20 protein-coding genes and 1 riboswitch are annotated in these 21,953 nt (G+C 36.2%); of the genes, 16 read left to right on the top strand and 4 right to left on the bottom strand.

The annotated features are described in order from the left end of the window. Window positions 1-51: 51 nt before the first annotated feature. From ACQKP0_RS18740 to ACQKP0_RS18725, 4 genes are all read right to left on the bottom strand, one after another. On the bottom strand, window positions 52-1,377 hold the full coding sequence (locus ACQKP0_RS18740) for a (Fe-S)-binding protein (RefSeq protein ID WP_427407359.1): 1,326 nt from the start codon (window positions 1,375-1,377) through the stop codon (window positions 52-54). Further along, window positions 1,374-2,786, bottom strand: coding sequence for a glycolate oxidase subunit GlcD (gene glcD / locus ACQKP0_RS18735; RefSeq protein WP_427407358.1), 1,413 nt, complete (start codon window positions 2,784-2,786; stop codon window positions 1,374-1,376). The genes ACQKP0_RS18740 and glcD overlap by 4 nt, the downstream gene beginning before the upstream one ends. Before the next feature lie 110 nt (window positions 2,787-2,896). After that, on the bottom strand, window positions 2,897-4,000 hold the full coding sequence (locus ACQKP0_RS18730; protein WP_427407357.1) for a CdaR family transcriptional regulator: 1,104 nt from the start codon (window positions 3,998-4,000) through the stop codon (window positions 2,897-2,899). Between the two features lie 144 nt (window positions 4,001-4,144). Continuing rightward, window positions 4,145-4,276 carry a YuzL family protein gene (locus tag ACQKP0_RS18725; RefSeq protein ID WP_427407356.1) on the bottom strand — a complete coding sequence of 44 codons (132 nt, stop codon included), beginning with the start codon at window positions 4,274-4,276 and terminating at the stop codon, window positions 4,145-4,147. Window positions 4,277-4,494: 218 nt separating this feature from the next. On the opposite strand from ACQKP0_RS18725, the gene ACQKP0_RS18720 reads away from it, so the two are divergent. From ACQKP0_RS18720 to sufB, 16 genes are all read left to right on the top strand, one after another. Beyond that, window positions 4,495-6,879: a 3-hydroxyacyl-CoA dehydrogenase NAD-binding domain-containing protein gene (locus ACQKP0_RS18720; RefSeq protein ID WP_427407355.1), complete on the top strand. Its 2,385-nt coding sequence runs from the start codon at window positions 4,495-4,497 to the stop codon at window positions 6,877-6,879. Between the two features lie 33 nt (window positions 6,880-6,912). Next, a complete protein-coding gene (locus ACQKP0_RS18715) occupies window positions 6,913-8,091 on the top strand; it encodes an acetyl-CoA C-acetyltransferase (RefSeq protein WP_427407354.1) in 1,179 nt (392 codons plus the stop codon). A 22-nt stretch (window positions 8,092-8,113) separates the two neighbouring features. Further along, entirely contained in the window at window positions 8,114-9,889 is a 1,776-nt protein-coding gene (locus ACQKP0_RS18710; protein ID WP_427407353.1) for an acyl-CoA dehydrogenase family protein, read from the top strand. 132 nt (window positions 9,890-10,021) lie between these two features. Beyond that, window positions 10,022-11,362 carry a glycosyltransferase family 2 protein gene (locus ACQKP0_RS18705; RefSeq protein ID WP_427407352.1) on the top strand — a complete coding sequence of 447 codons (1,341 nt, stop codon included), beginning with the start codon at window positions 10,022-10,024 and terminating at the stop codon, window positions 11,360-11,362. A gap of 127 nt (window positions 11,363-11,489) precedes the next feature. After that, on the top strand, window positions 11,490-11,846 hold the full coding sequence (locus tag ACQKP0_RS18700; protein ID WP_427407351.1) for an arsenate reductase family protein: 357 nt from the start codon (window positions 11,490-11,492) through the stop codon (window positions 11,844-11,846). A 215-nt stretch (window positions 11,847-12,061) separates the two neighbouring features. Beyond that, entirely contained in the window at window positions 12,062-12,445 is a 384-nt protein-coding gene (gcvH, locus tag ACQKP0_RS18695) for a glycine cleavage system protein GcvH (protein WP_427407350.1), read from the top strand. Window positions 12,446-12,517: 72 nt separating this feature from the next. Then, window positions 12,518-12,823: a thioredoxin family protein gene (locus ACQKP0_RS18690; protein ID WP_427407349.1), complete on the top strand. Its 306-nt coding sequence runs from the start codon at window positions 12,518-12,520 to the stop codon at window positions 12,821-12,823. 189 nt (window positions 12,824-13,012) lie between these two features. Continuing rightward, complete coding sequence (locus ACQKP0_RS18685; RefSeq protein WP_427407348.1) at window positions 13,013-13,354, top strand: SCP2 sterol-binding domain-containing protein; 342 nt, start codon at window positions 13,013-13,015, stop codon at window positions 13,352-13,354. 97 nt (window positions 13,355-13,451) lie between these two features. Further along, a riboswitch (SAM riboswitch) is annotated at window positions 13,452-13,558 on the top strand. Between the two features lie 80 nt (window positions 13,559-13,638). Further along, on the top strand, window positions 13,639-14,667 hold the full coding sequence (locus ACQKP0_RS18680) for a methionine ABC transporter ATP-binding protein (protein ID WP_427407347.1): 1,029 nt from the start codon (window positions 13,639-13,641) through the stop codon (window positions 14,665-14,667). Beyond that, complete coding sequence (locus ACQKP0_RS18675; protein WP_427407346.1) at window positions 14,660-15,328, top strand: methionine ABC transporter permease; 669 nt, start codon at window positions 14,660-14,662, stop codon at window positions 15,326-15,328. The genes ACQKP0_RS18680 and ACQKP0_RS18675 overlap by 8 nt, the downstream gene beginning before the upstream one ends. Window positions 15,329-15,352: 24 nt before the next feature. After that, a complete protein-coding gene (locus tag ACQKP0_RS18670) occupies window positions 15,353-16,195 on the top strand; it encodes a MetQ/NlpA family ABC transporter substrate-binding protein (protein WP_427407345.1) in 843 nt (280 codons plus the stop codon). A 300-nt stretch (window positions 16,196-16,495) separates the two neighbouring features. Beyond that, window positions 16,496-17,281 carry a Fe-S cluster assembly ATPase SufC gene (sufC, locus tag ACQKP0_RS18665; protein WP_427407344.1) on the top strand — a complete coding sequence of 262 codons (786 nt, stop codon included), beginning with the start codon at window positions 16,496-16,498 and terminating at the stop codon, window positions 17,279-17,281. Window positions 17,282-17,298: 17 nt separating this feature from the next. Then, on the top strand, window positions 17,299-18,609 hold the full coding sequence (gene sufD, locus ACQKP0_RS18660; protein WP_427407343.1) for a Fe-S cluster assembly protein SufD: 1,311 nt from the start codon (window positions 17,299-17,301) through the stop codon (window positions 18,607-18,609). Next, complete coding sequence (locus ACQKP0_RS18655) at window positions 18,609-19,838, top strand: cysteine desulfurase (protein WP_427407342.1); 1,230 nt, start codon at window positions 18,609-18,611, stop codon at window positions 19,836-19,838. The genes sufD and ACQKP0_RS18655 overlap by 1 nt, the downstream gene beginning before the upstream one ends. After that, window positions 19,828-20,259 carry a Fe-S cluster assembly sulfur transfer protein SufU gene (gene sufU, locus ACQKP0_RS18650; RefSeq protein WP_427407341.1) on the top strand — a complete coding sequence of 144 codons (432 nt, stop codon included), beginning with the start codon at window positions 19,828-19,830 and terminating at the stop codon, window positions 20,257-20,259. Before ACQKP0_RS18655 ends, sufU begins: the two co-directional genes overlap by 11 nt. Before the next feature lie 88 nt (window positions 20,260-20,347). Next, window positions 20,348-21,745, top strand: a complete 1,398-nt coding sequence (gene sufB / locus ACQKP0_RS18645) for a Fe-S cluster assembly protein SufB (protein WP_427407340.1) — start codon at window positions 20,348-20,350, stop codon at window positions 21,743-21,745. Window positions 21,746-21,953 lie beyond the last annotated feature (208 nt).

Raw genomic sequence — 21,953 nt, 5'->3', positions numbered from 1 at the left:
GTGTCTAACACTTGTTTGAGGCCACCCTCACATTTTAAATAAAATCTTTTCTTAATAGTTAACTGCTTCCAATAACAAATCCACAATATGAACCGCTCTCACTTGATGTGATAAGCCTTCCCGTTCAATTCCGAGCTTCATTTGTAATAAACAACCTGGATTAGCGGTAACAATCGTTGTAGCCTTGGTTGCTTTAGCATTTTTCATTTTACTGTCTAATATTTTCATTGACATGTCGGACTCAACGATATTATAAATTCCAGCTGATCCACAGCAGCGATCAGCTTCTTTCATTTCACGGAAATCCACCCCAGAAATGGAATGAAGCAATGTTCTTGGTGCATCGAATGTCTTCATTACATTCCTCAAATGACAAGAATCCTGATATGTGATGATTTGCTCTGGTAAATGGAGCGGAATATTTTTATGAAAATCTAACTCGACTAAGATTTGGGTAATATCTTTTAATTTTTCTTTAAATGCTTTCGCCCGTGGGTACCAGTCGAAATCATTTTTTAACAAATGGTCATAATCAATAAGGAAGGCTCCGCATCCTCCAGCGTTCGTAATAATAAAATCAGCATCTGTATTTTCGAATGCTTCTATATTACGTTTAGCCATTTCAATCGCTTTCGCTTTTTCACCGCTGTGACCATGTAGTGCACCACAGCAAATTTGTGTTTTCGGAATGACAATTTCACATCCGGCTTTTTGTAATAATTTGAGAGTGGCATTATTCGTTTCTAAAAACATCGTATCCATTAGACACCCAGTAAAAAAGGCTACTTTTTTCGTCCTCTTAGTTTCAGCAGGAAGATAATCTGGACGATTTTTCATCACTTTTATTTTTGGAACGCGTGGCAATACTTTTTCCATGGTAGCCAAACTTTCTGGAAACAGCTTCATAAAGCCAATCTTCCTTGTTAATGTTTGAAGACCAGATCGTTGATAAAATCCGAGTAATCCCGTTACTGTCTGCATACGATTTTGATGTGGAAATAGGCCATCAAAAACGGTTTTTCGTAAAGTTTGTACTGGAATGGATTGCTTTTTATTTTGTTGAATAATATCTCTAGCTTCCTCTAATAAATGACCATATTTCACACCTGATGGACAAACTGGTTCACAGGCTCTGCAGCCAAGACATAGGCTTAATGATCGTTCAACATCCTCATCCGGTTCGATTATCCCGTCCTTAACCGCTTTCATTAAAGCGATACGACCACGTGGGGAATGAATTTCTTGAAATCCCGACTCGATATACGTTGGGCAAGCAGGCAAGCAAAAACCACATCGCATACAATTTAATAATTCGTCTTCATCCATTCGTTCAACAAACCCTTGTTGAATTTTTTCTTGTTCTGATAAAGTTGTCATCTTGTTACCACCACACGTTTTCGACTTTCTTTAGCAAATACTTTACCAGGATTCATTATATTTAATGGATCAAAGCTAGACTTTATGGCCTTCATCGCAGCAATTCCTTCTTTTCCGAGCTTCCACTCGAGATAAGGTGCCTTCATGACACCGACACCATGTTCCCCTGTAATCGTACCACCCAACTCAATTGCTTTTGAAAAAATTTCAGCGAAAGCTTTTTCAACACGTTCGATTTCTTCGTGATTCCGTACATCAGTAGGGCATGTTGGGTGTAAATTCCCATCACCGGCATGGCCAAATGTACAAATATTCACATCATACTTTTCGGCAATTTCATTAATTGCTTGAACCATTTTCGCTATTTCAGAGCGGGGGACAGTCGCATCTTCTAATATAGTTGTAGGTTTTAGCCTGGCTAAAGCGGAAAGGGCTGCTCGTCTTGCTGAACTTAGTGCATCTGCTTCTTCTCTTGATTTAGCAACCTGAACAGATTCGGCGCTTTCTTCTAAACAAATCGCGGCCATTTTTTCCATATCTTTATTTACAACATCGCTGCTCCCATCTTGCTCAATTAAAAGTACAGCTTTTACATTAGTAGGTAACCCAATCTTAGCGAAATCTTCAACTGCGATTAATGTAGGCTGATCTAAAAATTCAAGGGTTGCAGGAATAATTTTATTTGCAATAATTTTCGATACAGACCGAGCGGCTGCCTCTAAATCTTGAAAAAGAGCTAACATCGTTTTCTTTGTTTCCGGCATAGGAATTAATTTAAATGTAGCTTCGGTAATAATTCCGAGTGTTCCTTCTGAACCTACAAAAAGCCTTGTTAAATCATAGCCTGCAACATCTTTAGCTAATTTACCGCCTGTTCGAATAATATCCCCATTTGGAAGAACAATTTCTAGGGCCAGAACATAATCCCTTGTGACACCATATTTTAGACCGCGGAGGCCTCCAGAATTTTCATTAAGGTTCCCACCGATTGTAGAAATTTTCATTGAGCTGGGATCAGGTGGATAAAATAATCCTTTCTCCTCAACTGCATGAATCATATCAAGTGTGATGATCCCTGGCTGAACTGTAATCGTTAAATTTTCCTCGTCAATTTCCAAAATTTGATTCATATGCTTAAATAATAAGACAAGTCCTCCCTCAGTTGGACATGTACCTGCACAAAGATTCGTACCGGATCCTCTAGGGACAATAGGGATTTTGTGTTCACCGCAAAGCTTTACAATATCAGATATTTCATTTGTGTTTCTTGGTGAAACAACGATATCTGGCATGGACTGAAATTGTGGGGTTGCATCATATGAATATACTAATCTGCCAGCTTTTGAATCATCAACATTTTCCACACCAACAATCGATATGAGTTGGTCTTTAACTATTTGAGATAACATATATGTCCTCCTTCCGAACAATTTCAATAAGTTTGATTATTTATAGTATAAAAAAAAGCGAGTTCCCCCAGCTATGTGTTTTAAAACAAAAAAATATCTCTAAAATGAAGTTATTTTGTATATTGATCCAAAATAATGATTCCCAAATATAAAATAGATTGATCCTTTATGTTTTTCGGATTAAGTTTCGTGAGCTCCTCAATTTTTTTAAGTCGGTAATGCAAAGTGTTAATATGAATATGTAAGTGTTCTGCCGTTTCCTTTAATGAGTTGTTCTTTTCAAATAGAATTCTTATTGTATGCATTAATTCGCTATCTTTTAACAATGGACCTATTGTCCGCCCCACAAATTCCTTTTTCGTATCCATTCGTAAGTCCTCTATGATCATTTCAAGTGTGAGCTCATCATCAAAAACAATCCAGTTCTTCTCGGTAATAGCATGGAGGGCACGTTCAGCTTTTAAAAAGGATTTTTTTAGATCAAGAGGGTGGACAATTGTTCCAATTCCAAATGTTAAGGTGAAATCATTGGCTTGTTCCATTTTATTTTTCCACTCGGATAGTTTTTGCTTTAGATGTTTATGATCAATGTCCGATGTTGCATCAAGTAATAATAATAATCGATCATTTCCCCAATTTATGAGGAGGTCATTAGTATGCAGGGTATTCGACCATTTCGAAGAAAAGTCAAAAACGGTATGAGTGTATGGAAGCACCTTTATCATGATAACGAGTCTAGGAACCTTAAGATTTATGCCTAGCAGATCTGCCCGATTATAAAAGGCTGTATCCCATTCTCTTAATTCAATCCAATCAAATACAAATGCTTCAATCGTTCGTTTTTCACGACTTATTTCTTCTTTATATATGCTTTCTTGGATAAGAAGCTCTGTCATTTTTCTTAGCAGCTCAGCATAGAGTAACACCTTCTCCGGATTCCCGGTAATACCGATCACACCAACAACGCTTTGGCCAAAGCAAATCGGTAAATTAATACCAGCCTTCACTCCCGTTAGGTGAACTTCATCTTCTTTTGTAATGATCAGCTTTTCCTTTCTTTTACATGTTATCAGTGCACCTTCATGAAAAGTACCCATTCGATTGATATTTGTACTTGCAATGATGATCCCTTCAGTATCCATCACCACAATTTCTTCATTTAAAAGTTTACGAACTTCTTGTACAATTTTTTTAGCGAGGTTCTCTTCTAACAAAAAAACACCTTCTAAGTTTTTCTATTTTATAATTAGAATATATGAAATTGGGAGTTTGATAAAGGATAGAATATTTGTGTGGATGATCGTTCTTTTTCATACAATGAAAAACCCTCAGTCGAAATTTGAGGGTCCTTTGTTCTTTTATTTTTTAAATTGATTGTTTTGGCTGTTCACTTTTCCGCCACCGTCAGCTTCAACAGTAGGTCCAGCATTTCCTTTCACACTAGCGGCACTTACACCAGCTTTGGATGGATCTTTTTTGCGCTTTGCCAATTCGTTTCACCTCCATTGATAGGTATAGATTTTCCCATCTGAAGGTTATTATCCGGTTACAAAATATTTTTAGAAAATTTATCATTTTTAGAGATTAATAATTGATAGTTGGAAAAAAATCATTTATATTATAAGTAGTAATTTCATTCATGAGATATTTTTTTACAATAAAAATGAATGAGTGTTCATTCAAAAAGGCATTGAAGGAGGAAATAGCATTGAGTTACAGCATTAAAAAAGCAGCTGTTTTAGGTTCTGGTGTTATGGGATCTGGAATTGCCGCACATTTAGCGAATATTGGTATTCCAACATTGCTATTGGATATCGTGCCCAAAGAATTGACAGAGGAAGAAACAAAAAATGGCTTGACTCTAGAGGATAAGGTAGTTCGAAATCGTTTTAGTGACCTTGCATTGAAAAAATTACTAAAGCAAAAACCTGCACCGCTAACAAGTAAAGATAATCTTGGACTCATACAAGCAGGAAATTTAGAGGATGACTTAAATAAACTGTCAGAAGTTGATTGGGTTATCGAGGTTGTTGTAGAAAAGCTTGAGATTAAGAAAAAAGTGTTTGAACAGGTTGATAAATATCGGAAACCAGGCAGCATTGTCAGTTCAAATACTTCGGGTATATCTGTCGAAGCAATGGCTGAAAATCGCTCAGAGGATTTTCAGAAGCATTTTCTTGGAACACATTTTTTTAATCCGCCTAGGTATTTGAAGCTCCTTGAAATTATTCCGACAAAACATACTGATCCAAATGTTACACGATTTATGAAGGCGTTTGGCGAAGACGAGCTCGGTAAAGGTGTCGTACTTGCAAAGGATACTCCAAACTTTATTGGAAATCGTATTGGAACGTACGGATTACTCGTCACTGTGCGGGAAATGCTGAAAGGCGGCTACAGTGTTGGGGAAGTTGATTCTATCACAGGTCCATTAATCGGCCGTCCAAAGAGTGCCACATTTAGAACATTGGATGTTGTTGGGCTAGATACTTTTATTCATGTGGCAAACAATGTCCATGAGCAAGTAGAAGGTAAAGAAAAAGAAGTCTTTGAAGTTCCAGACTTTATGAAAAAAATGTTTGAAAATGGCTGGTTAGGAAGTAAGAGTGGTCAAGGTTTTTATTTGAAAAAAGGGAAAGAGATTTTAGAACTTGATCCGAATACATTCGATTATGTAGAAAGAAGAAAACTATCCTCTCCTTCTCTAGAAATGGTGAAGCAAGTTAAAGGATTAAGTGGCAAAATGAAAGCGCTTGTTTATGCCGGAGATAAAGCAGGCACCTTATTATGGAATATTTTTGCTCCAGTTCTGATTTATTCAGCAGAATTAGTCAATGTCATTTCGGATGATATTGTTTCAATTGACAATGCAATGAAATGGGGTTTTGGCTGGAAGCAAGGTCCATTTGAAATATGGGATGCAATTGGAGTTGAAAAATCAGTTGCAAAGATGAAGCAAGAAGGATTATCCGTACCGTCTTGGATTGAGGATATGTTAAATAATGGACTCACCTCTTTTTATAAAGAAACTGAAGATGGAACTTATTTTTACCACTTAGGAGAATATAAAAAAGATGAACAAAATCCAAAAGTAATCAATTTAAAGCAGTTAAAAAACCAAGGGAAACTCATTAAGAAAAATTCAGGCGGTAGTTTAATTGATTTAGGGGATGGGGTTGCATTGCTTGAATTCCATTCACCTAACAATGCAATCGGACTTGATATCCTCCAAATGATTAACTTCTCTATTGATGAAGTGGAAAAAAATTATAAAGGTTTGGTTATCGGTAACCAAGGAAAGAATTTCTGTGTCGGTGCGAATTTAGCTTTAATGCTGATGGAAGCACAAGATGATAACTTCTTTGAACTAGATATGGTTGTAAGACAATTCCAAAAAGCGATGATGAAAATTAAGTACAGTCCTAAACCAGTCGTTACAGCTCCATTTGCAATGACACTTGGCGGCGGATCGGAAGTATGTATGCCATCTTCACACATCCAAGCAACGATGGAAACCTATATGGGACTTGTTGAATGTGGAGTCGGGTTACTTCCTGGTGGTGGAGGCAATAAAGAGTTATACATTAAGCATTTAAAGAATATGCCTAATGACGTTGATTTTGACTTACAAAAAGTGGCGAATAAAGTGTTTGAAACCATTGCTTTGGCAAAGGTATCAACATCTGGTGATGAAGCGAAACAAAATAATTTCTTAAGTAATGCTGACGGAATTAGTGTAAACGGAGATCATCAATTGTATGACGCCAAACAAGTTGTACTTGCTTTGCACGCACAAGGCTATAAGCCACCGAAACGCCTAAAGGTGCCAGTAGTGGGTGAAACAGGCTATGCCACATTATTATTAGGTGCTCAAGCTATGTATCTATCAGGTTATATTTCAGAGCATGATTTAAAGATTGCTAAGAAAATTGCCTTTGTAATCGCGGGTGGAAGAGTCCCATATGGAACAGAAGTGGATGAACAATACTTATTGGATCTTGAAAGAGAAGCATTCTTAAGCCTAATAGCAGAGCCAAAAACACAACAGCGGATGCAATATATGCTTGTAAAGGGGAAACCACTAAGAAATTAGGTACATGAAAGCATAAAGAAAGAGGGGATTATCATGCGGGAAGCGGTCATCGTAGCAGGTGCCAGAACACCTATAGGCAAAGCAAGTAAAGGTACACTTGCTAATGTCAGACCTGATGATTTAGGAGCATTAGTTGTAAAAGAAACCCTGAAACGAGCAGGGAATTATGATGGAAATATAGATGATTTAATTATTGGCTGTGCGATGCCAGAAGCTGAACAAGGTTTAAACATGGCTAGAAATATTGGTGCTCTTGCAGGACTTCCTCATTCCGTTCCAGCAGTGACAATTAATCGCTACTGTTCTTCAGGATTGCAGTCAATTGCATATGGTGCAGAAAGAATTATGCTTGGGGCATCTGATACAGTACTTGCTGGTGGAGCAGAATCTATGAGTCTCGTACCGATGATGGGACATGTCGTACGACCAAATGCAACTCTTGCAGAAACTGCTCCTGAGTATTATATGGGGATGGGGCACACCGCTGAACAGGTTGCCCAAAAATTTGGTGTTTCGCGTGAAGATCAAGATGCGTTTGCTGTAAGAAGTCATCAAAAAGCAGCAAGGGCAATTGCGGAAGGTAAGTTTGTTGATGAAATTGTACCAGTTGAAGTCACACAACGTTTAGTTGGTCCTGATAATAAATTGGTTGAGAAAAAAATAGTTTTTAAACAGGATGAAGGTGTACGCCCTGAGTCAACAGCTGAGGTTCTTGGGAAATTAAGACCTGCATTTTCAATAAAAGGTTCAGTGACAGCAGGAAATTCCTCACAAACTAGTGATGGTGCAGCAGCAGTATTATTAATGGATCGTGAAAAAGCGGTTTCTCAAGGATTGGTGCCAATGGCAAAATTCCGATCTTTTGCAGTTGCAGGGGTTCCACCAGAAATAATGGGAATTGGTCCTGTTGAAGCGATTCCTAAGGCACTGAAACTTGCGGGTTTAGAATTATCCGATATTGGTTTATTCGAATTAAATGAAGCATTTGCTTCTCAATCGATTCAAGTCATTCGTAAATTGGAATTAGATGAAGAGATTGTGAATGTGAATGGCGGGGCAATTGCACTCGGTCACCCGCTAGGATGTACAGGTACAAAATTGACTTTATCACTTATTCATGAAATGAAACGCCGAAATGTTCAATTTGGTGTCGTTACAATGTGTATTGGCGGGGGCATGGGTGCCGCTGGAGTAATTGAATTAATTTCGTAAAGATGATTAAGGAGGAAGAATAATGACAAATCAAACGGATAAATTGATTAAAGGTGGAAGCTTTTTAATTGATGATATTTCTTTTGAACAAATGTTTACGCCAGAAGATTTTAGTGATGAGCAAAAAATGATTGCTAAAACAACAGAGGATTATGTTAATCATGAGGTCGTTCCGCAAATTGAATATTTAGAAAAACATGAATTTGATCGTTCGGTTAAACTATTAAAATCTGCTGGTGAACTAGGGCTATTAGGTGCGGATGTTCCAGAGGAATATGGTGGTTTAGAATTAGATAAAGTAAGCTCAGCACTTATTGCTGAAAAAATGGCAAAAGTAGGCGGATTCTCAATTTCTCATGGTGCCCATGTAGGGATAGGATCACTGCCTATCGTATTATTTGGTAACGAGGAACAAAAGAAAAAATATTTGCCATTACTTGCAACTGGAGAAAAGCTTGCTGCGTATGCACTAACAGAACCAAGCTCTGGATCTGATGCTTTAGGAGCAAAAACAACGGCTAAATTAAATGAAGCGGGAACTCATTATATTTTAAATGGTGAAAAGCAATGGATTACAAATGCTGGATTTGCGGATGTATTTATTGTTTATGCGAAAATTGATGGAGATAAATTTTCAGCTTTTATCGTTGAACGAGAATTCCCAGGAGTTTCTACAGGAGCAGAGGAAAAGAAAGTGGGCATTAAAAGCTCATCCACTCGTACATTAATTTTAGAAGATGCAGAAGTTCCTGTTGAAAACCTCCTTGGTGAAGCGGGAAAAGGTCATAAAATTGCTTTTAATATTTTAAATATTGGGCGCTATAAATTAGGCGTTGGAACGGTAGGGGGAGCGAAACACGCATTTGAAATTACGGTTAAGTACGCGAACCAGCGGAAACAATTCCAAACACCTATTTCTTCATTTAACTTAACGAAAGAAAAGATAAGTACAATGGCGTCAAAAATTTATGCTGCTGAAAGCTCTGTCTATCGTACAGTAGGTCTTTTTGATGAAAGAATGAGCCATGTTGATGCAAAAGACGGGCATGAAATCGCAAATTCGATAGCTGAATATGCAATTGAATGCTCACTAAATAAAGTATTTGGTTCAGAAGTGCTTGACTATGTTGTGGATGAAGGGGTTCAAATCCATGGCGGATACGGTTTCATGGATGAATATGAAATTTCAAGGGCTTATCGTGATTCGCGAATTAACCGTATTTTTGAGGGGACAAATGAAATTAACCGTCTAATTGTTCCTGGAACATTAATGAAAAAAGCGATGAAAGGTGAGCTGCCACTTCTTCAAAAAGTTCAAAGCCTTCAAGAAGAACTTATGATGATGATGCCTGAAGAAATTGGAGAAGATACATTAGATCAAGAAAAATATTTAACTCGTAATGCGAAAAAAGTAGCTCTTATGGTTGCTGGATTAGGGGCACAAAAATTCGGTACAAAGCTTGAACAGGAGCAAGAAATTCTTGTCAATGTTGCAGATATTGTTTCATTAGCTTATGCGATGGAATCCGCCGTTCTTCGTACAGAAAAAGCGATTAATAAAGATGGTGTAGAGAAAAGCCAACAAAAAATTCTTTATACACAAATTTTCTGTCAAGAATCAATCAATGAAATCGAACAACTTGCTAAGGAATCACTCGTCGCCATTGAAAACGGTGATACACTGCGAATGATGTTATCTGCACTTCGTAAATTAATTCGTCACACACCAATTAATGTCATTACGAAAAAACGTGAAGCATCTGAAAAGGTAATAGAAGCAGAACGTTATGTTCTTTAAACCATAATTAAATCCCTGACATGAATCTTTCATGTCAGGGATTTTTTTTTTCAAATGCAGCATGATAAATGTAACGGACTGAAAACTTAAAGATATGAATTTTTAGATGTATGTTTGAATGGAGGAAACCTATTGCATAAGTCTTGGAATCTTCTTGATAGACTACAGAAGAAATATTATTTAACAGTTAAGTTTAAATTTTGGGCTAGTCATTTCATTGCCTTAATATGGATGGTTTTTTCCATCTGTATTTCTTATCCGTGGATCGCCGATTTAGCCAAAATTGTCACCTTTCCAATAGCAGTTATTATTATTACTGGAATAGCCTACATTCCAGGGTATTTAAACGCATTTTTAATTATGAGTTTATTATTTGATAAGCAGCCAGTGGTGAAGGATGAATTTCCTATTGACCCTGTTACCATTTTAATTGCTGCATATAATGAAGAGAAAAGTATTTATAATACCGTAAAATATATTAAAAACCAAGATCATAAAGGAAAGATAAAAGTCATTATCATCGATAATGCTTCAAAGGATAAGACGGCTCCAGAAGCCAAAAGAGCAATAGAAGAGTTACAATTAGACGGCGAAATACTTTACGAGGAGAAGCCAGGTAAGTTTTACGCGTTAAATCATGGGCTGCAGCATGTTGAGACAAAGTACGTCATTACCTTGGATGCTGATACCGTTATCCATCAATCGGCGGTGAGAAATCTTATTGCTAGAATCGAAAGCAGCCCAAATGATGTTGCCGCGGTAGCAGGTTCTGTTCTTGTTCGAAATAGTCGTGAGAATATATGGACAAAGATTCAGGAATGGGATTATTTCTTAGGTATTGCTTCCATAAAAAGGCTTCAAGGTTTGTACCAAGGTACATTGGTAGCACAAGGAGCATTTAGTTTATATAAGACAAAAACGATTCTAGAAATAGGGGGTTGGCCTGATGCAATTGGTGAAGATATTGTTGTTACTTGGAAGCTCCTTGAAAGAAGAAATATGGTTTATTTTGAGCCACTAGCAGTTGCTTTTACTGATGTTCCCACCTCCCTAATGCATTTTATACGACAGCGCTCAAGATGGGCAAGAGGTATGATTGAAGGTTTACAGGCAATTAAACCTTGGGAACAACCACAAATATATACGAAATATTTAACAGGTGTTAACTTGATAATGCCATTCTTAGATGTAACATACACATTTTCTTGGATACCTGGTTTAATATTAGCTTTATTCGGCCATTATTGGATTGTTGGTCCGATGACCTTGCTCGTTTTACCTTTAACATTGATCAGTTTTGGGATCCTCTATCTTTACCAAAAAAGATTCGTATTTAGTCCATTAAACTTAAAGGTAAGAAAAAATATAGTTGGCTTTATATTATTTATTTTGTTTTATCAAATGATTATGTCTCCTGCTTCTACCTATGGATATTTACAAGAGTTTCTCAAAATGGATAGAAGGTGGAAATAAAAAACGTAGAAAGATATCAAATAATATCTTTGAAATCAAAGCATTGAGAAGGTAAAATAAAGTTAATATCGAATAATATTACTATTCGATATTTAATAGTAGTCCCATAATAAGGTGGTGATTAAAGATGGCAATGACCTTTTATTGGTACCCAAAATGTGGGACATGCCGTAAAGCAAAAAAATGGTTAGAAGAGCATGATATTGCTTTTGAGGAAGTACATATTGCAGAAAATCCTCCAACTCGTCAAGAATTAGAAGAATTTTATAAAATCAGTGGCCTAGAATTAAAAAAGTTTTTTAACACTAGTGGTCAAAAATACCGTGAACTTGGAATGAAAGATCGTATAAAATCCGCTTCTGAAGACGAATTATTAGATCTGCTTGCGTCAGATGGAATGCTGATTAAACGTCCAATTTTAACTGATCATGAAAAAGTAACAGTCGGATTTAATGAAGAAATGTATGAGAAAACGTGGATATAGTTTTCACAGTTTGTTTTCTTGATATCATTAAGGTTTTATGTAAATATTAACTTAATCAGGCTGTTTCGATAAAATTATTCGTATTTTGTATAGTATTGAACATCTTTATGTACATAGGTTCGGGGAAATTTTTGACTCCGGTTTATGAAGATTTTTAATCAAAAGCAATAAGATTACGAAAAGAGCCTTTGATAAATATTTGGAGGGATTTGTTAATGAGTTTACCAAGTGAATTACGTTATTCTGAAGAACATGAATGGGTAAAAGATGAAGGTGGCAACCTGCGTATTGGAATTACAGATTTCGCTCAATCAGAGTTAGGTGATATCGTATTCGTTGAGCTTCCAGAAGTAGGAGATGAAGTAACTGCAAACGAACCATTTGGAAGTGTTGAATCTGTTAAAACAGTTTCTGAATTATATGCTCCTGTTAGTGGAAAAGTTGTAGCAGTAAATGAAGAATTAGGTGATAATCCTGAATTCGTTAATGAATCACCATATGAAAAAGCATGGATGATCGTTGTTGAACCTTCCAATGCCGGTGAATTAGAAGAGTTAATGACTGCAGAACAATACGAAGAAATGATTAATGAAGACTAATACATCAATATCACCTTGGGTATACTCCAAGGTGTTTTTTATATCATTAAGTTTAAAGGATGGAATATCATCATGGATGAATGGACGAAGGAAGAAGTAATACACAAAACAAAAAATGCTGAAAAACTTGCCATGTACTTCTATACCCCATTATGTGGTACATGCCAAGTAGCAAGTAAAATGTTAGATATTGTTGAAAAGATAGTCCCCCAATTTGAATTTGGTAAAGCTGATTTAAATTATATGCCTGAAATCGCAACACAATATTCAATTGAAAGTGTCCCTTGTTTATTAATTTTTCAACATGGTGAATGCAAGGAAAAAATCTATGCATTCCAGTCTGTCACCAATCTATATGAAGTGTTAAAAAATATTTGATGAATATTTTCTGAATCGACCATTCATGAATGCCGGTAATCCATTAAGATGTCAAAGGTAGATAGCGACTTGTTTAGACAAGAACTGCTATCTATTTTTTGTATTAAAAATTATGTAGAAAAACTATTAAAGGAATAAAGGAGAAAATACGGAAATATTTATGGTAAAAGGGTGTTAGGGGTGATTGGTGTGAATGAGTTATTCGAACGTATTATTGTTGAAATAAATGAAAGAAAGCATCTAAAAGTTTTACTACCTAGAAACCCACTTACCATCAAGTTTGAATGTGAGGATGAAGAATGGACGATCATCCTTTCTAGAGAAAACTGTAAATATATTAAAGGAAGTATAAATGAAAAAGGAGATTTGAGGATATGTGCATCTGCTCATGTACTAAATCTTCTTTTGACTGGTGAAATCCGACTCCACCAATTAAGTAAATATGGAGAAATAAATGTTGAAGGTTCCTATCGTCATTCACTTTTACTTGAATCAATTATTTGGTTATGCAGGGATTATAAAATTGCTTAAAGCTTTACTTGAAAATGCTGTTGACACTTATTTTCGAGTGTAGTAAAATAATTTTCATATTAATTAATCTATTAATCAATTGAATATAAAAGTGGTTCTCTTATCAAGAGAGGTGGAGGGATGTGCCCTATGAAGCCCGGCAACCGTCAGTTTACTGAAATGGTGCCAATTCACACAAAGTAATGATACTTTGGAAGATGAGAGGAAGGTTTCTATAAATTCGTGCCTTTCTGTTCATTTTGCAGAAAGGCTTTTTATTTTGTATTTAAGTGAGGTGTAACATCATGATTACTATTCAGAAAGTTAAAAAAATCTTTTCTACAAAGAGTGGAAAAGTGATAGCTGTTGATGATATTAATATTGACATAAATAAAGGCGAAATCTTTGGAATCATTGGTTATTCCGGTGCAGGAAAAAGTACGCTTATTCGAATGTTGAATGGATTAGAGATACCTACTTCAGGAAATATTCATGTTGCAGGAAAAGAAATATCAAAAATCAAAGGTTCTGAATTAAGAAGGGCTAGACAAGAAATTGGGATGATTTTTCAGCATTTCAATTTACTTTGGTCGAGGACTGTAGAAGAAAATATTTCTTTCCCACTTGAAATTGCTGGAGTACCTAGGCAGGAACGTCGGAAGAAAGTAGATGAATTAATTAAGCTTGTTGGACTTGAGGGAAGAGAAAAATCCTATCCATCACAACTAAGCGGCGGTCAAAAACAACGTGTAGGAATTGCACGAGCATTAGCAAATGACCCAAAAGTACTGTTATGTGATGAGGCTACTTCGGCATTAGATCCGCAAACAACCGATTCAATTTTAGATCTTTTAGTTGATATTAATGAAAGACTTGGATTAACGATTGTTTTGATTACACATGAAATGCATGTCATTCGTAAAATTTGCCATAGGGTTGCTGTTATGGAAAGTGGAAAAGTCGTTGAAACGGGCTCTGTCTTAGATGTATTTAAGAATCCACAGCAGCAAATAACCCAGCGTTTTGTAAGGCAGTTAACCGAACAACAAGATACACAGGAAACGGCCACTCAGCTTCTAGAATTGTATCCGAATGGTCAAGTGGTTATGCTGACGTTTATAGGAAATTCGGCTGAACAACCGATTATTACGAATCTAATACGTAACTTTGACTTTTGCGTAAATATTATTCAAGGGAACATCTCTCAAACTCAAAACGGATCATATGGTACATTATTTGTTCATTTAGATGGTAAAAAGGAAGAGATAAACAAGGGAATTCAATATTTGCAACAACAAAAGATAGGACTTGAGGTGATCAAAGCAAATGATTGAGAAATACTTTCCTGATGTAGATTGGAATCAAATGTGGGAGGCGACGAAAGAGACGTTATATATGTCTTTTTGGTCGGTAATCGCTACATTTGTTCTTGGAATTATTTTAGGTCTATTATTATTTTTCACTGCAAAGGGCGGACTTTGGCAAAATAAAATGGTCAATTCGGTTGTTTCCGCAATAGTGAATATTTTCCGATCTATTCCATTTATTATCTTAATTGTACTTTTAGTTCCTTTTACGAAAGTAATAGTCGGAAAGATTATTGGGCCAGATGCTGCATTACCGGCTTTAATTATCGGGGCTGCTCCTTTTTATGCTCGTTTAGTTGAGATAGGTCTAAGGGAAGTCGATAAAGGTGTTATCGAAGCAGCTAGAGCGATGGGGGCTAGAATAAGCACGATTATTTTTAAAGTTCTTTTACCTGAATCATTGCCTGCCATTGTTTCTGGGATAACTGTAACTTCAATTGCAATTGTTGGATATACGGCGATGGCTGGTGCAATTGGTGCCGGAGGACTTGGAAATTTGGCTTATTTAGATGGTTTTCAACGAAATCGCCAAGATGTTACTTTTATTGCAACAATTATTATATTAATTATTGTCTTTATCATTCAAATGATAGGAGATTTAATAACAACAAAGATTGATAAGCGATAAGCTACAATATGAGGAGGAAAAAAGATGAAGAAATGGGTAACCTTACTTTTTGCTGCAGTTCTTGTTTTAGGGTTGGCGGCATGTGGTAAATCAGACAATGAAAAATCTTCTGGGGACAACGGAAACAAAGAAACTACATTAGTAGTTGGTGCATCAAATACACCGCATTCTGTTATTTTAGAAAAAGCAAAACCTCTTTTAAAGGAAAAAGGAATTAATCTAGAAATTAAAAAGTTCACAGACTATGTATTACCTAACAAATCTTTAGAATCAAAGGATTTGGATGCGAACTACTTTCAACATATTCCTTATTTAGATAAACAAATTAAAGATTTCGGTTATGACTTTGTCAATGCTGGTGGAGTCCATATTGAGCCAATGGGGATATATTCAAAAAAATATAAATCACTTGATGAGCTTCCAAAAGGTGCAAAAATTTTAATGAGTAATTCTGTGGCAGATCACGGAAGAATATTAACTCTATTCGAGAAAAATGGACTCATTAAGCTAAAAGATGGCATTAATAAAGATGAGGCAACAATTAAAGATATCGTGGAAAATCCAAAGAATTTAAAGTTTGATTATGAATTTGATCCAGCATTTTTAACAACAGCATATAATAATGGAGAAGGAGATGCGGTTGTAATTAATTCAAACTTTGCGATTGATGTGGGGATGAATCCTAAAACCGATTCAATTGCGATTGAAGGTGATGATTCTCCATATGTGAATATAATCGCTGTTCGCAAAGGTGATGAAAATAAAAAGGCGATCAAGGCATTAGTGGAAGTTCTTCATTCAAAAGAAATTCAAGATTTTATTCTTAAAGAATGGAAAGGTTCAGTTGTTCCTGTGAAAGGTGAATAACATATATGTAGCTTCGGTTAAATTAACTCCGAAGCTTTTTCTTTTGGAAACCTAATTCGAGGATGAAAACTAGAGTTATGTAATGTCCAGCTGCGGCTCCTAGCCCCTCGGGGTCAAATGTTCCTCAACCACTGAAATCAAAAGGCGGACTTCTGTGGTTAAGGAATATTTGCCTGTCGGGGCTAAGCAGTCGCCTCCGCTTTTCTTTGTTGATTATAGTTTTAATTTGTTATAAACTGATAATGAGAATAAATTGAGAATGAATTTCTGAAATTTTTAATATACAACGGAGGTATAATCATGGCAGGTTCTACACTTATCATTAAAGATCTACACGTTGAGATCGAAGGAAAAGAGATATTAAAAGGTGTCAATTTAGAAATTAAGAGTGGAGAATTCCACGCAATCATGGGACCAAATGGTACTGGTAAATCTACATTATCATCTGCAATCATGGGTCATCCTAAATATACTGTAACTAAAGGCAGCATTACCCTTGATGGTGAAGATGTATTGGAAATGGAAGTTGATGAAAGAGCACGTGCTGGTCTATTTTTAGCAATGCAATATCCAAGTGAAATTAGCGGCGTAACAAATGCCGAATTCCTACGTTCTTCTATTAATAGCCGTCGCGAAGAAGGAAATGAAATTTCATTAATGAAATTTATTCGTGAAATGGATAAAAAAATGGAATTGCTTGAAATGGATCCTAATATGGCTCAACGTTATCTTAACGAAGGTTTCTCAGGCGGAGAGAAAAAACGCAATGAAATTCTTCAATTAATGATGATTCAGCCAAAAATTGCAATCCTAGATGAAATTGACTCTGGATTAGATATCGATGCATTAAAGGTTGTTTCAAAAGGTATTAATGAAATGCGCAGCAGTGAATTTGGCTGCTTAATTATTACACACTATCAACGCCTATTGAACTATATCACTCCTGACTATGTACACGTTATGATGCAAGGACGTGTTGTAAAATCCGGCGGTCCTGAATTAGCACAGCGTTTAGAAGCTGAAGGATATGATTGGATTAAACATGAACTTGGTATTGAAGACGAAACTGTTGGGCAAGAAGCATAAAGTTAGGAGGACTTACCATGACTGTAGAAACAACACTTCCAGTGACTCAGGATTATGTCCGTTCCTTTTCAACGGAAAAAGGTGAACCGGGCTGGTTTACAGAGCTCCGACTTGAAGCATTAGCTAAATCAGAAGAGCTTCCATTACCTAATCCTGATAAAACAAGAATTACAAGATGGAACTTTACTCAATTTTCACAGCATTCGGTTGAAAGTGATACATTCCCATCACTAGATACACTACCTGAAGCTGTGAAGTCTATGATTGATATAGAAAATGCAAATAAAAGCTTATATATTCAACATAACCAAACACCTGCATATTTAAGCTTATCAGAAGAATTAAAAGAAAAAGGCGTTATTTTTACTGATATCATTACAGCAGTAAAAGATCATTCAGATCTCGTTCAAAAGTACTTTATGAAAGATACAGTAAAAGTGGATGAACACAAATTAACTGCATTACATGCAGCACTTATGAATGGCGGAACATTTTTGTATATTCCTAAAAATGTAGAAATTGCTGAACCAATTCAAACCGTTTATGTACATGATCATGCCGATGCACCGCTATTTAATCATGTATTAGTTGTGGCAGATGATAATAGCTCTGTTACTTATGTTGAAAATTATATTTCTACAAATGAAAATGCTGCAGGTATTGCGAATATCATTACAGAAATCATTGCAAACGGAAATGCTAAAATTGAATATGGTTCTGTTGATAATCTAGCAGAAGGAGTAACAACTTATGTCAACCGTCGTGGAGCTGCCTTCCGTGACGCACAAATCGAATGGGCATTGGGTATGATGAATGACGGAAATACTATTTCGAATAATACAACAAACCTAATTGGTGACGGTTCTGTTTCAAATTCAAAAACGGTGGTTGTAGGTCGTGGAAATCAAACACAGAACTTTACAACTCAAATTACTCATTTCGGCAAGAATACTGAAGGATATATCTTAAAGCATGGTGTAATGAAAGAAGCAGCATCTTCAATTTTTAATGGGATCGGTAAAATTGAACATGGCGCTTCCAAATCGAATGCTGAGCAAGAATCTCGTGTATTGATGCTAAGTGAAAAAGCGCGTGGGGATGCAAATCCAATGCTTTTAATTGATGAAGATGATGTTATGGCAGGACATGCAGCTTCTGTTGGACGTGTTGATCCGGTTCAACTTTATTATTTAATGAGCCGAGGAATTACACAAAAAGAGGCAGAACGTCTTATTGTCCATGGCTTCTTGGCGCCAGTTGTTAATCAACTGCCAATTGAAGGGGTTAAAAAAGCACTTTCAGAGGTCATTGAAAGGAAAGTTAAGTAATGAATGCGAAAGAAATTCGTAAATTATTTCCTATACTTGACCAAGAAGTCAATGGACATCCACTTGTATATTTAGACAGTGCAGCGACATCTCAAAAGCCATATACTGTCATAGAAGCGTTAAATAATTATTATCGTGAAGATAATTCAAATGTACACCGTGGGGTGCATACACTTGGAACTAGAGCTACGGATAAATATGAGGGGGCTCGCGAAAAGGTTCGCCGCTTCATCAACGCACCGTCCACTAGTGAAATTATTTTTACAAGAGGAACAACTACGTCAATAAATACCATTGCAAGCAGTTTTGGAAATGATCATGTAAAAGAAGGAGATGAGATTGTCATCTCCTATATGGAACATCATAGTAATTTAATTCCTTGGCAACAGCTTGCTAAGAAAAAAGGGGCTATATTAAAGTATGTTCCAATGAAGGAAGATGGAACAATTACTTTAGACGATGTTCGCAATACAGTTACTTCTAATACAAAAATTGTAGCAATCATGCATGTCTCGAATGTACTTGGTACAATTAATCCAATCAAGGATATTACGAAAATTGCTCATGAAAATGGTGCATTTATGGTTGTAGATGGTGCCCAAAGCACACCTCATATGAAAATTGATGTACAAGATCTTGATTGTGATTTCTATGCATTTTCAGGTCACAAAATGTGCGGCCCTACTGGTATTGGTGTGTTATATGGAAAAAAACATCATTTAGAAAATATGGAACCAGTTGAATTTGGTGGGGAAATGATTGACTTTGTAGATTTATATGATTCTACTTGGAAAGAACTCCCTTGGAAGTTTGAAGCTGGTACACCAATTATCGCTGGTGCTATTGGACTAGGTGCAGCGATTGACTTTTTGGAAGAAATCGGGATGGAAAATATAACAAAGCATGAACATCATCTAGCAGCATATGCTTTAAATAAACTTTCCGAAGTGGAAGGCGTAACTGTTTATGGACCAAAAGATCCAATGCAGCGTGCAGGCCTTGTGACATTTAATGTTGATGACGTACATCCACATGATGTAGCAACCGTATTAGATGCAGAAGGAATTGCCGTCAGGGCTGGTCATCATTGTGCACAACCACTAATGAAATGGTTAAAGGTTTCAGCTACAGCAAGAGCAAGCTTTTATCTGTACAATACGGAAGAAGATATTGACCGTTTTGTTGCTGGACTTTTAAAAACAAAGGAGTATTTCAGCGATGTCTTTTAACAATCTAGATACTCTCTATCGACAAGTAATTATGGATCATTACAAAAATCCACGCAATAAAGGACATATCGATGAAAACAATGTGATCATCGATATGAATAATCCAACATGTGGAGATCGTATTCATTTAACACTGAAAGTGGAGGAAGACCGTGTAATAGATGCCAAATTCGACGGTGAAGGCTGCTCTATTTCAATGGCCTCTGCTTCCATGATGACACAAGCGATTATTGGAAAAGATATAAAGACGGCTATTAAGCTTTCACATATTTTTTCTGATATGATTCAAGGTAAAGAATATGATGAAGATATAGATTTAGGTGATATTGAAGCACTACAAGGAGTTTCAAAATTTCCAGCTCGTATTAAATGTGCGACACTTGCATGGAAAGCGATGGAAAAGGGTTTGGACTCTGAATAACTTATCAAAAAATATATTTAAAATATCCTCTAGTCAATAACTGGATTTTAACTATGTCAATACAAATTAGGATGGAGGAATGATTGAAATGGCAAAAAAGATGCCTGAAATCGGAGATTATAAATATGGTTTCCATGATAAAGACGTCTCTGTTTTCCGTTCAAAACGCGGTTTAACACGAGAAATTGTCGAAGAAATCTCTCGTATGAAAAATGAACCGGGGTGGATGCTAGATTTTCGTCTTAAATCTCTTGAGCATTTCTATAATAAACCAATGCCTCAATGGGGGGGCGACCTTAAGGGCTTAGATTTTGACGAAATTACTTACTATGTAAAACCGTCTGAAGCGCAAGGACGTTCATGGGATGAGGTTCCAGAAGAAATTAAAAACACTTTTGATAAACTTGGTATTCCAGAAGCTGAGCAAAAATATTTAGCAGGGGTTTCTGCTCAATATGAATCTGAAGTTGTTTATCATAATATGAAGGAAGATCTTGAAAAGCTTGGTATTGTATTTAAAGATACTGATTCTGCTTTAAGAGAAAATGAAGATATTTTCCGTGAACATTGGGCAACAGTTATCCCTCCAACTGATAACAAATTTGCAGCTTTAAACTCAGCTGTATGGTCAGGAGGCTCATTTATTTATGTGCCACCAGGTGTTAAAGTAGATACACCTCTTCAAGCCTATTTCCGTATCAATTCGGAAAATATGGGACAATTTGAACGTACTTTAATTATTGTTGATGAAGGTGCACATGTTCATTATGTTGAAGGTTGTACAGCACCAGTTTATACAACAAACTCACTTCATAGTGCAGTTGTTGAAATTATTATTAAAAAGAATGCTTATTGCCGTTATACAACAATTCAAAACTGGGCAAACAACGTTTACAACTTAGTTACTAAACGTGCAGTTTGTGAAGAGAATGCAACGATGGAATGGATTGATGGAAATATTGGCTCTAAGCTAACTATGAAATATCCTGCTGTCCTTCTAAAAGGTGAAGGTGCACGTGGAATGACATTATCCATCGCTATTGCTGGAAAAGGTCAACACCAAGATGCTGGTGCAAAAATGATGCATTTAGCGCCTAACACATCTTCTACGATCGTTTCTAAATCGATTTCTAAGCATGGCGGTAAAGTAACATATCGTGGTATTGTTCACTTTGGTCGTAAAGCTGAAGGTGCACGTTCAAATATTGAATGTGATACGCTCATCATGGATAATCAATCAACATCAGATACAATTCCATATAATGAAATTTTAAATGACAATATTTCATTAGAACATGAAGCTAAAGTTTCTAAAGTTTCTGAAGAACAACTTTTCTATTTAATGAGCCGTGGTATTTCTGAAGAAGAGGCTACCGAAATGATCGTAATGGGATTCATTGAGCCATTTACAAAAGAATTACCAATGGAATATGCAGTAGAAATGAACCGTCTAATCAAATTTGAGATGGAAGGTAGTATTGGATAATATCCTGAAAACCTTGATATATCGAGATTTTAAAATTGTAATAAATACTCGAAAAATTATCTGTGCGATTAAAATTTTACAAGTAGTATGGGAGACGAACTTTTTTAGTTCGTCTTTTTCTATGTGTGCCAGGCATGGCAACTATCTTGGTGGTGAAAGTCCACTGTGGGGGTACACATCGTCCAACCACTAAGGAAGCGCAAGGTAC

Source organism: Heyndrickxia sp. NPDC080065 (assembly GCF_050281185.1).
Classification (GTDB): Bacteria; Bacillota; Bacilli; order Bacillales; family Bacillaceae_C; genus Heyndrickxia.
The sequence above is the reverse complement of the archived record's forward strand: the minus strand, read 5'-3'. Positions and strand labels throughout refer to the sequence as shown.